Annotated in this window: 7 protein-coding genes, 3 tRNA genes and 3 pseudogenes; 6 read left to right on the plus strand and 7 right to left on the minus strand. The window is 57.8% G+C overall.

Annotated features, from left to right (window positions below; all coding sequences use genetic code 11):
• Window positions 1-293 precede the first annotated feature (293 nt).
• The 5 genes and pseudogenes from ACN0SD_RS15410 to ACN0SD_RS15430 form a co-directional block, all read right to left on the minus strand.
• A pseudogene (locus ACN0SD_RS15410) lies at window positions 294-487 on the minus strand (integrase core domain-containing protein); the annotation flags it as partial.
• A 109-nt stretch (window positions 488-596) separates the two neighbouring features.
• Window positions 597-1,061, minus strand: coding sequence for an antitoxin Xre/MbcA/ParS toxin-binding domain-containing protein (locus ACN0SD_RS15415; protein WP_417809119.1), 465 nt, complete (start codon window positions 1,059-1,061; stop codon window positions 597-599).
• Window positions 1,062-1,195: 134 nt separating this feature from the next.
• Window positions 1,196-3,439, minus strand: coding sequence for a DUF6538 domain-containing protein (locus ACN0SD_RS15420; RefSeq protein WP_417809120.1), 2,244 nt, complete (start codon window positions 3,437-3,439; stop codon window positions 1,196-1,198).
• Between the two features lie 120 nt (window positions 3,440-3,559).
• Window positions 3,560-3,634 (minus strand) — tRNA-Asn (locus ACN0SD_RS15425).
• Between the two features lie 69 nt (window positions 3,635-3,703).
• The gene (locus ACN0SD_RS15430; RefSeq protein WP_417809121.1) at window positions 3,704-4,576 is read right to left on the minus strand and encodes an MBL fold metallo-hydrolase; all 873 of its coding nucleotides are present in this window, start codon (window positions 4,574-4,576) and stop codon (window positions 3,704-3,706) included.
• 36 nt (window positions 4,577-4,612) lie between these two features.
• On the opposite strand from ACN0SD_RS15430, the gene ACN0SD_RS15435 reads away from it, so the two are divergent.
• The 6 genes and pseudogenes from ACN0SD_RS15435 (at window position 4,613) to ACN0SD_RS15460 (ending at window position 10,844) form a co-directional block, all read left to right on the plus strand.
• The gene (locus tag ACN0SD_RS15435) at window positions 4,613-5,947 is read left to right on the plus strand and encodes an ATP-binding protein (protein WP_417809122.1); all 1,335 of its coding nucleotides are present in this window, start codon (window positions 4,613-4,615) and stop codon (window positions 5,945-5,947) included.
• A gap of 203 nt (window positions 5,948-6,150) precedes the next feature.
• Window positions 6,151-8,571: an endopeptidase La gene (gene lon / locus ACN0SD_RS15440; RefSeq protein ID WP_417809123.1), complete on the plus strand. Its 2,421-nt coding sequence runs from the start codon at window positions 6,151-6,153 to the stop codon at window positions 8,569-8,571.
• Between the two features lie 93 nt (window positions 8,572-8,664).
• Window positions 8,665-9,096, plus strand: coding sequence for an HU family DNA-binding protein (locus ACN0SD_RS15445; RefSeq protein ID WP_417809124.1), 432 nt, complete (start codon window positions 8,665-8,667; stop codon window positions 9,094-9,096).
• Between the two features lie 20 nt (window positions 9,097-9,116).
• Window positions 9,117-9,191: transfer RNA gene (locus ACN0SD_RS15450), tRNA-Val, on the plus strand.
• Between the two features lie 116 nt (window positions 9,192-9,307).
• Window positions 9,308-9,383 (plus strand) — tRNA-Val (locus ACN0SD_RS15455).
• Between the two features lie 335 nt (window positions 9,384-9,718).
• Window positions 9,719-10,844 (plus strand): annotated as a pseudogene (locus ACN0SD_RS15460) (IS3 family transposase).
• A gap of 194 nt (window positions 10,845-11,038) precedes the next feature.
• Here ACN0SD_RS15460 and ACN0SD_RS15465 read toward each other — a convergent pair.
• The gene (locus ACN0SD_RS15465; protein ID WP_417809125.1) at window positions 11,039-11,296 is read right to left on the minus strand and encodes a hypothetical protein; all 258 of its coding nucleotides are present in this window, start codon (window positions 11,294-11,296) and stop codon (window positions 11,039-11,041) included.
• Between the two features lie 12 nt (window positions 11,297-11,308).
• Window positions 11,309-11,419, minus strand: a pseudogene (locus tag ACN0SD_RS15470) (DapH/DapD/GlmU-related protein); the annotation flags it as partial.
• Window positions 11,420-11,467 lie beyond the last annotated feature (48 nt).

Genomic DNA, 11,467 nt, shown 5'->3' on the forward strand with positions numbered 1-11,467 from the left:
ACAGGCTTAATTAGGAGCACTGTTGGGATCATTTTGTCTGTCTCTGAAGTCGCCTGGGTCAGCGTCGCGATCATCTATGCGATCGACCTGGTCCGGATTGGTGGCCCAAGTCGGCAGCGAATTCCTGAACGGCTGCACCGCTTCATCTCGGAGGCCCCGTATGGTGTGTAAGGAGCAGGACATTGCTGAGCAGATCATTGCTTTGGTCAAGCCGGGAGGCTACGACGAGGCCGTCGCTTGGTTTGAAAGCCAGCCACTCCCCTTGACTTGCCCCCCCACTGGTCCCTCATCCATAACGAGAGTCTGCAGGTTTGGTTTTGATAGTTCGGGGTTCCGGGTGAGCAAACGCGGCGGGCGTGGAGCCCTCAAATTGCTCAAGCGCCTGCCGCGCTTGCTTTGGCGTTTGGTTTCCGAGCGATGAGTGTGGCCTGACGGTGTTGTAGTCGTAGCGCCAGAGGGCCAGTTTCCGCCGCGCATCGTCCAGGGTTCGTAAACCCTCATATGGCGCATCCAAGCAACCAAAACGCCCGCCGCAGCGATCGAAGCAATCGAGACAGGGATGTCAAAGGTAGACATGGTCCCTCCCTGTTCGCGAGCTACTCGAAAGTTATGTCCTCTTCAGTTACAGGTACAAAGCTGTCCTCGGGCACCCCTTGGCCGACGCGCCCCTCGCACCATCCATCAAGATAGCGTCGGACTTTCATCATCCCATCCTGTCCGCCGTGGACGATAAGATCCAAGGGACTGTTGCCTTGGAAGGACGCTCCTCGATGTGAAGACTGCAACCACTCGAGCGCCTGGGCATGGTCGCTAAACAGGCATTGCAGAGCCTTGTAGATGCCCAACGTAGCGGAGATCCGGATCAATGTATCCTGTGGAAGTGTCACCGCATCGAGTGCGCTGGCCCGTATTACCCAGTTACAATAGGTTGATTGATCTGGACCACCGAGAGTGGCAATCCTCTGCGCCTCATCCAGCCCCCAGAGATCGGCAATCTTGGCAAATGCCCGCAAACCTGGGCCACTGAGGCGAGAGCGTTCGATGATCTCAAAGTCTGTCATGGCCCCTCCATTGCGACCCCCCTATGCGACGGGGTGCAAGATACCTCATGGTGCGGGTTCTGTCGCTGAACTCAGATATCATGTCGTGATAGGTAGGCCAAACGGAGGGAGGCGCTGGCTGTCAGCCATAGCTTCTATACGGCCCTCAAATATCTCCCTGGCCTGTCAGCCATTTGTGTCGTCGAGCGAGGCACCTCAAAGGGGCTGACGATCATGGAAATATCGACATCGACTTCCCTTAGACGCTCCAGCAGCGGCGCCATTTTCAAGCCCTGAGCATAGGCTTTTTCGCCCTCATCTTGCGGCGCGTGCCCCATCAATCGCCGGCGGATCGCATCCGATCGGTCTTGGTTTAATAGATCACCATGGAACGTCGTCCGGAAGGCGTGGAAATCCAAGCCGCGCCAGTAGCAGTCCTGTGACTTCCTGTAATAGCCGAAGGCCTTGGTAAAATTCTCCGTAAAGGTCTTCTTGGTGGCCCCACGCGTGAGCTCTGGAAACAGTCGCGACTGAGACTGCTGACGGCGCAGGTTAACAAGCTGCAGAATTCCCAGCTCAATGAGGTTCGGGTGTATCGGCATCCTCCGTTCGCCTGCCTCCGATTTGACGCTGTTTCCTTCAATGTTACGGATCGTCATGTAAGCGATCCCGCTCTCACTGCCAAAATCTTTAGGCCCCAGCTGCAGGCATTCTTCCATACGCAATCCTTGGTGGCGTGCGATTAACGGGGCCCAGAACAAGGGTTCGCCTGGCTCCTTGGTTTCACCCTGATATACCGACGAGGCGAAGAGCGTGTTGATCCGATCATCCCAGCTTGTGCGCGCCCGGCAGTCCTGGGAACGCTTCAATTTGTCCACTTCCGCCGCGGTCCAAGAGCAAATCTCGAAGGGGTTAGTGTCAATCAGTTGCATCGCATGCAACATCTTGCCGATCGCATTGGGAACGCGGCAATGCTTAAGGTAGGTATCGACACGCAATCGCGGCACGGTTGCACTGTGCTGTGCAGCCTCTAAGTCAGCATTGGTATGACCTGGATTTTGCGACACCTGCATACTCCGCGCCGCGGCGCACTCAATCTCGCGCGCATCAACCCGTTCGATCAACTCTCGATATCCGTCTGTCGCCTTCAACTCTTCGGTTTTACCATGATCGCGGGGGACGCGCCAAATCGTATCCAGCGCATCTTCCACAGCAGTTTCAGAGATACTCTCAAAGGGTTGGTCACCCAATAGATCGATCCAGAGGCGGCTCGCAACGTCCAGCTTTGAGCCACTCGATTTGACCCAACTCACCCCTGCCTCTTTGTGGCGCTTTTGACGCTTGCAGAAGTTCTCTCCATATCCGGCAGTTTTGACTGAGACATAAAGCTCGAAGGCTTCCTTAAGAGTTATGCCGCGCTGCTTACCAAGTATTCTTCTGGCATTTTCGTGCAAGTACTCAGGGTTGACGGTGATCTTTGGGGGTCGCGCAGCAATCCGTGCTGCCAGCACAGCCTCTTCAGCGGCGGCTGCGGCTGTACGTTGGTCCTCTTCCGACTGAACTACTGAGGCAACCCGCAGGTCACCTGTCGAAGCGCCGTTTTTGACAGCCGCTACCGGTGCTGCTTTGTTTTCGTAGAGCGGTGGCGCTGGGCGAAGGGATGTCGGTGTAGGCGCGGGTTCGGTCGCGGAAGCAGGGCTGCGGCCGGCCGCGAAAAGCCCTGAAGCCAATTGTGGGTCGATTGTAACCGTGCCGTTTTGTGGCACAGCACCCGCTGGACGGCGAACGGCGGCCTCGCCGCGCATCTGTGCCATGGCGGACCGGAAAATTGGGCTTGGGCCATCATAAATCCCCTGATCGCGGCGGACACGTTCTTCGCTGATGTCGATAAGCACATGCATTGCTCGGATCGCGAGGCTCAGCCAATCCGGATCTTCCTCGTCAAGCTCAATGCCAAGTTCGGCAGCAACGTGGCGCAAGGGTTGGCGGCATATTTCGCGGTCCCGCAACAAGATCGCCTGACGCAACGTCTCCTGCAAAGCGGCTTCGCGTTGCAACTCAAAGGCGGCTGCCTCTGCCGAACGTTGCGGCGCCACCGCACGGGTACGCTCAAAGCATTCGAGCTCGAAACGTGCGAGATCGGTAAGCAAGCGGTCTGCGATATCGGCTGCGATTGGCATCGTCTTCTCCGTCATGGCGGCGAAGATCTGATCACTGATCCGGGTCAACCGGGCAGCAAGGGTCTCCGCGTCTCGCAATGACGTGGTACGGAGTGAAAAGACGCGGAAACGCTTTTTCGTCAGAAGGTCGATTCCGTTTCGAATGGGCAGCCTACGGCGCCAGTAGAAGCCCGAGGGACGATGTTCAAGATGGAGTTGGGAGGTGCGACTCTGAGCCATGGCGAGACGTCCTTGTGCACGTGTTTGTGCACTGCCATGTGCACCGAAATGTGCACCTCATCAGTGAGCATCGACTCCCGAAGGAGAAAATCCAATGATTTCAATGTAGTCTGAAGAAATTGGCTCCGGCGGTAGGGATCGAACCTACGACCAATTGATTAACAGTCAACTGCTCTACCGCTGAGCTACGCCGGAACACGAGGGGTGTATATGAATCTGTAAACGGGTTGTCCAGAGGGTTTGTTGCAAAAAACCGGCTAAATTTCAGCGAAGTGAAAATTCAGACGTCGGGGCGAGATGGGATGCAGGATGAATTTTGTTTTGTTGCGTAAGTTCAATGAGATGGGCGAAGACATTGCGTTGGGCAGCGCCGTGCAAAGGGGGCGGAAGATCGCGGTAGATTTGCGCCCTCAAAGATGCGGGCGTTGCCGCGCCAGTGCTTAGCGCCGCGAGGATCTGGGCGCTGCGGGTCTCGCGATGGGCGCGTTGCTCGGCGATGAGGGCGCGCGGGTCAAGCACCGGCGCGCCGTGGCCCGGATACAGGATACGTGGGGCGAGAGACTCGATACGGGCGAGGGACTGATAATAGTCATGCAGATCGCCGTCGGGGGGCGAAATGAGCGTTGAAGACCAGCCCATTATGACGTCTCCGCTCAGCACAGCATCTTCGAACCCAAAGCTGAGATGGTTACAGAAATGGCCCGGCGTATGCAGCGCGGTGAGCGCCCAATCGCCATGCGCCAGCGTCTCGCCATCACCCAGCAACTGATCGGGCGCAAAGCCATGATCAACACCTTCACCACCCCCTGGAACGCCGCGCGCGGCCAGTTCGGTCATGATCGCCGAACGCCCTGCATCTGGGGGGCCAAAGGCGTAAACCGGGGCTCCGGTTGCCTCAGACAGTGCGCGTGCTCCGGGCGAGTGATCAAGATGGGCGTGGGTGACAAGGATATGGCTGATGCGTTCGCCCGCGCCAAGCCCGTCCACAATCGCGCGCAGATGTGCGGGATCATCGGGGCCGGGGTCGATCACCGCCACATCCCCGGTGCCAATGACATAGGAGCACGTGCCCTGATAGGTCATCGGCGAAGGGTTGGGCGCCACGATTCGGCGCACGCCTTGTTGCAATTGTTCCATCTTTCCCTCGCTTGTTGGCCCGGTTAGGGTTCTGCCATGAATTTACTCTGGCTCAAACAGATGATGCCGCGTGGGCTTTATGGGCGGGCCGCGCTTATTCTGGTTTTGCCGGTCGTTACGATCCAGTTGGTCGTGTCGGTGGTGTTTATCCAGCGCCATTTTGAACGCGTGACCCGGCAGATGACGCAATCCATGGTGCATGAGATCGACCTGCTCGATCGCGCGGCCCGCACAGCCCCGGATTTGGCGACGGCGCGGGCGCGGCTGGCGGATCTCGATTCGGTGCTGGGTTTCACAGTAAGCTATCCGGCCCCCGCTGTGCTGGCCAATGCCCGTGGCGATCAGCGCAGTTTTCTTGATCTGACCGGGATTGTGGTGATCGCGACGCTGCGCGCGACGCTGGAAAACGTGCGCTACATTGATCTTAACGATGGCAATGATCAGGTGACTGTGGTGTTGGAAACGCCACACGGGGCGCTTGCACTTAGCTTTCCGCGCAATCGCGTTTCCGCATCAAACCCGCATCAATTGCTGGTGCTGATGATGTTTGTCTCGGTGTTGATGACGCTGGTGGCCTATCTCTTTTTGCGCAATCAGTTGCGCCCCATTCGCCGTCTCGCCGCTGCGGCAGAGGCGTTTGGCAAGGGGCGCAACGTGTCATATCGGGTCAGCGGGGCCAGCGAGGTGCGCTCGGCGGGTTCGGCCTTTTTGGATATGCGCAACCGGATCGAGCGCCAGATCGAGCAACGTACATTGATGCTGTCGGGCGTCAGCCACGATCTGCGCACGCCGCTGACACGGTTGCGGCTGGGGCTGTCGATGCTGGATGAGGGCCCCGAGGTCGAAGCAATGGAGCGGGACGTCGATGAGATGAACCGCTTAGTCGATGCGTTTCTCGATTTTGCCCGCGAAGGCGCGACGCAAGGTGAGCCGGAGTTGGTGGAAATCTGTCCCTTCGTGCGCGCCGTGGTCGCGGATTGCGCGCGCGCCGGGCAGGATGTGACGCTGCGCAATTGTGACGGGCAGGGGGCGGCGACGTTCCGCCCCGATGCGCTGCGCCGTGCGTTGGAAAACCTGATTGGCAACGCCGTGCGTTATGGCAATCACTGTGATGTCTCGGTGTCGATTTCACAAAAGGGCTGGCGCATCGTGGTCGAAGACGATGGGCCGGGTATTCCTCCTGATCGACGCGACGAGGCGCAGCGCCCCTTCACCCGGCTTGACCCCGCGCGCAATCAGGATCGCGGGCCGGGGGTTGGCTTGGGGCTGTCGATTGCGGTCGATATTTTGCGCAGTCACGGGGGCTCGCTCAAGCTGGGCGATAGCGAGAAACTCGGCGGATTGCGCGCGGAAATGATCTTGCCGCGCTAAGGGTCAGGTAACTCGGATGTGCTAGGTCCCATCAAAGCTGCGCGCTGCCTCTTGCCCAAAAGCGGCTGCGCGCGCATTGTAGCGTTTGAGTGACAAGGACGTGTTGAACCGACCCAACCGACCACCTAGATATTGGGTTGAACAGGGAAGGGACATGGCCGCCGATGAACGGGACCAAGCCCTTTTGCCACAGAGGAATACTTATGACCGAAATAACCCCCGTCACCCATCCGGTTTTGCCGCTGAGGGACATCGTGGTGTTTCCGCATATGATCGTGCCGCTTTTCGTGGGGCGCGAGAAATCAGTGCGCGCACTTGAGGAAGTGATGGCCGAGGATCGCCAGATCCTGTTGGCCAGCCAGATTGACCCGTCTGAGGATGATCCAGACACCGATGGAATCTACCGTATCGGTGTTCTGGCTAACGTGTTGCAATTGCTTAAACTTCCTGACGGCACCGTCAAGGTTCTGGTTGAGGGCAAGAGCCGCGTGAAGATCATCAATTTCATCGTGAACGAGTCTTACTTTGAGGCTGAGGCTGAGCCGCTGTTTGAGCTGCCCGGAGATCAGGCATCGGTGCGCGCTTTGCTCAACACCGTGGGCGATGAGTTTGCCCGCTACGCCAAGATCAAAAAGAACATCCCCGAAGAGGCGCTGGTCGCTGTCGGCGATGCAGGTGACGCTGATAAGCTGGCTGATTTGGTGTCGGGTCATCTGGGTCTTGAGGTCGCGCAAAAGCAAGATTTGCTGGAAACGCTTGATGTCGCGGAGCGGCTGGAAAAAGTTTACGGGCTGATGCAGGGCGAGGTTTCCGTCCTTCAGGTCGAGAAAAAGATCAAATCGCGCGTAAAAACGCAGATGGAGAAAACCCAGCGCGAATATTATCTGAATGAGCAGATGAAGGCCATTCAGAAAGAGCTGGGCGACGGCGAAGAAGGCCAAAACGAGATCGCCGAGTTGGAAGAGCGGATCGCCAAGACGAAATTCTCCAAAGAGGCCAAAGACAAGGCAGAGGCAGAGCTGAAAAAGCTCAAATCCATGTCGCCAATGTCTGCCGAGGCCACGGTTGTGCGCAACTATTTGGACTGGATGCTCGCGATTCCGTGGGGCACCAAAAGCCGCGTAAAGAAAGACCTGATCGCAGCAGAAAAAGTGCTGGATGCCGATCACTACGGTCTGGAAAAGGTCAAGGAACGCATCGTCGAATATCTCGCCGTGCAAGCGCGTTCGGCTAAGCTGAAGGGGCCGATCATGTGCCTCGTCGGCCCTCCGGGTGTGGGTAAAACCTCGCTTGGGCGCTCGGTTGCGCGCGCCACGGGGCGTGAGTTCATCCGCATCAGCCTTGGCGGCGTGCGCGATGAATCCGAGATCCGCGGTCACCGCCGCACTTACATCGGCTCGATGCCTGGCAAGATCATTCAGGCGCTGAAAAAGGCCAAAACCACGAACCCGCTGATCCTGCTCGATGAGATCGACAAGATGGGGCAGGATTTCCGTGGCGATCCGGCTTCGGCGATGCTCGAAGTGCTTGATCCGGAACAAAACTCGACCTTTGTCGATCACTACCTTGAGGTCGAATATGACCTGAGCAACGTGATGTTCCTGACCACCGCGAACAGCTATAATATGCCGGGTCCGTTGCTGGACCGGATGGAGATCATCCCGTTGGCGGGCTACACCGAGGATGAAAAATCCGAGATCGCGCGTCAGCACCTGATCCCGAAACAGATCAAGGCGCATGGGCTGAAAAAGGGTGAGGTTTCCATCACCGATGGCGCGCTGTCCGATGTGATCCGCTATTACACCCGCGAGGCCGGGGTGCGCAGCCTTGAGCGTGAGATCGCAAAACTCGCGCGTAAGGCCGTGACCGAGGTGATCAAGTCGAAAGGCGAGATCAAGTCAATCGTGATCGACGAAGCCAAGGTCGCGCAATATCTGGGCGTCAAACGGCATCGCTACGGTCTGGCCGAGAAGGAAGATCAGGTCGGCGTCGTGACGGGTCTGGCTTGGACGTCGGTGGGCGGTGATTTGCTGCAAATCGAGGCGCTACGTTTGCCCGGCAAGGGGCGGATGAAGACCACCGGCAAGCTGGGCGATGTGATGAAGGAATCGATTGAGGCGGCATCTAGCTATGTGCGCTCGGTCGCCCCGCAAATGGGCATCAAGCCGCCGAAGTTCGAAAAATGGGACATTCACGTCCACGTCCCCGATGGCGCGACGCCCAAGGATGGCCCCTCGGCGGGTCTGGCGATGGTGACCTCGATTGTCTCGGTTCTGACAGGCATTCCGGTGCGCTCTGATATCGCGATGACCGGTGAAGTCAGCCTACGCGGCAATGCGATGCCCATCGGCGGTCTGAAAGAAAAACTGCTGGCGGCCCTGCGCGGCGGGATCAAGACCGTTTTCATTCCGGAGGAAAACGAAAAAGACCTCGCCGAGATCCCCGACAACGTGAAAGAGGGGCTGGAAATCGTCCCCGTCACCCATGTGACCGAGGTGCTTAAACGCGCTTTGGTGCGTATGCCCGAGCCCGTTGAATGGGATGAAGAGGCCGAAGAAGCCGCCGCTGCCGCTGCCGCCAAAAGCGGGTCTGACGGGGCAGGGGCCGCAACCACCGCGCATTGAAATAATCGCCCGTCGCATGCCTTGCGGCGGGCGCTTTGCTTTACCTTTTCAGACCCGCCAACCCCTCCCGAAATTAGGGAAAAAGGACCTATCATGGCCAAATCCGCTAAACCCAAGACCACTGTGAAATCCGCGACCAAAGCGCCAGCTAAGCCGCGCGCCGTCAAATCTGCGCCCGCGTCTGCGGCGACGCTTTCAGTGGCCTCCCACCCCGTAGAGACCCCGGAAACCAAAGTCGTTGTGAGCAAGAAAACCTTTGTCGAGCGCGTGATGATCGCGGCGGGTGTTAACAAGGGGCAGGCGCGCCAGATGTCGGAAGCGGTGCTGAAGGTGCTGGGCGAGGCGCTGTCGGATGGCGAGGAACTTAGCGTTCCGCCGCTGGGCAAGCTCAAGATCAACCGCCAGTTTGAAAAGAATGGCGATGAAATTCTGGTGGTGAAACTGCGCCGCCCCTCGGGTATGCTCGCCGATGCTAGCGCGGATGAAAAAACAACACCGTCCCCTCTTGCAGAGGATGAGGACTGAGGCTAGAAAGCGCGCCACGGGGGCGATTAGCTCAGTGGTAGAGCGCATCGTTCACATCGATGATGTCGGGGGTTCAAATCCCTCATCGCCCACCATTCCCCCCTAAGGCGCGCCCCTGATCCGGGCGCGCCTTGGTCGTTTTAGGGCTTCGCGCCGGAATGATAAAACCGCTCTTGCTTGCAGCTCACGACCCGATTAAAGAGCGGGTAGGGGGCGGTTAGCTCAGTTGGTAGAGCGCTTCGTTTACACCGAAGATGTCGGGGGTTCGAGCCCCTCACCGCCCACCAGATATCCCCTTGGAAACGCTAAAAGTGCTTGCAAGCCAAAGGGGGTGCCCATCCTGAGGTCACAAAACTGGCCCCATTATGACGGGCAAGATTCGGCACATCGGCACTGGAAGCGGGAGATGCTACGTCCGTCTCGTGATTGCGGCAGGAAGAAGGTATGCGGTGCGCGCACCCACCGTCCTTATGAGCCCCTGATCTAAAATTCAGCCTTAATGGATGAATTATCAGGAAATTTCTCCATGGAGCGCCCAGAGGTGGTTCCGGAAATCTGAACAACTGGGATAAGTGGATTTTCCGCGCAACAGCAGCATGATGCTGCGAGCGAGGAGAAGACCATGGCAAGACGACCACGCTGGAACCACAGCCCGGCATTCAAAGCGAAAGTGGCGGTGGCCGCAATCAAGGGTGAGAAGACCCTGATTGAGCTGGCTCAGGATTTCGACGTTCACCCGAACCAGATCAAGCAGTGGCGTGATCAGCTTCTTGAGGGCGCGACCGGGGTATTCGGTGATGGGCTGAAGGCCGAGCCGGAACCGGTCATCGACGTGAAGACCCTGCACGCGAAGATTGGAGAACTGACGCTGGAGAAGGATTTTTTATCGAGCGCGCTCGGCAAGGCGGGTCTGTTGCCGAGCGCAAGAAAATGATTTCTCCCGCAGCCAAGCTGAGTGTCAGCCGTCAGGCGATCATGCTGGGGAACCGCCGGGGCAGCGTCTATTACAAGCCCCGCCCGGTGTCGGAGGCCGATCTGAAGCTGATGCACGGGATCGACAAACTGCATATGGAGTTCCCGTTCGCGGGCAGCCGGATGTTGCAGGGGCTGCTGGTCCAGGAGGGGTTCAAGGTCGGGCGGCTGCACGTTGCCACGCTGATGAAGCGCATGGGCATTGAGGCGTTGTATCGCAAGCCGAACACCTCGAAACCGGCGCCAGGGCACAAGATTTACCCCTATCTGCTCCGGAAGCGGCCCATCACCCGGCCTAACCAAGTATGGGCGATGGACATCACCTACATTCTGATGGCGCGGGGCTTCATCTACCTGACTGCCGTGCTGGACTGGTTCACCCGGCGCGTCCTGGCATGGCGGGTGTCGATCACACTGGAGGCCGACTTCTGCATAGAAGCTGTGGAGGAGGCGCTGGCTCGTCACGGCACGCCCGAGATCTTCAACACGGATCAGGGCAGCCAGTTCACCTCGACCGACTTCATCAAGGTGCTGGCCGCATGCGAGATCAAGATCAGCATGGACGGGAAAGGGGCCTGGCGGGACAACGTCTTCGTAGAGCGCCTGTGGCGGACCATCAAATACGAAGAGGTTTACCTGCGGGCATACTCCAGCGTCTCGGAAGCCCGCGCCGGGATCTTGGCTTCTACAACAGCCGCCGCCCGCATTCATCGCTTGACGGGAAAACCCCCGATCAGGCCTACTCCAACCAGCCCATGCCCGAAGCGGCGGCGTAATCAAGGCGGAAAACCACTTGGCGAACGCCAGAAACCTGTTCAGACAAACCGAGCCACCTCTCTCAACAGAGTTTCTCAGTAAAATTGATATGGTCGCGTGAAATGAAACTATAGGTCTGCGACAAACTCCAGGCGGTTTAAGTTGAGCCAAGCACCTAGCGCTCAACGCGTCTCGGTCCGAAATTGAGAGATATTTATACCAAAACCAGACTGCCGTTCATGAATTTCATCGTCTTTGGAGTGAACACCTTTAGTTCGTTTGCAGCCTTTCCGCGTTCCATGTTGTCTAGAAAACCACAAACATCGAACATGTCCAAATCCCGAAACCCAGACGGGCAATATTGCCACCATTTCAGGTCTAAAAGGCGATCTGTAATCTCTTGTGGGAAGCGTGGACGAATTTTCTTTGCTGGGTTCCCTCCAACAATCGTATATGGAGGAACATCCTTCATGATGACGCTCCCACTGGCTACGACAGCACCGTCACCAATTGAAACTCCGCTACGTATTATACAGTGAGCTCCCAACCAAACGTCGTTGCCGATGGGCTCTGTTGCACAAATCCTGTGAGGGATTCATCTCGTGAATCCAGCATGGTAGCTGGGTTGCATGAGCAAACCGAC

Source organism: Thioclava sp. (assembly GCF_048263065.1).
In the GTDB taxonomy this organism is placed as follows: Bacteria; Pseudomonadota; Alphaproteobacteria; order Rhodobacterales; family Rhodobacteraceae; genus Thioclava.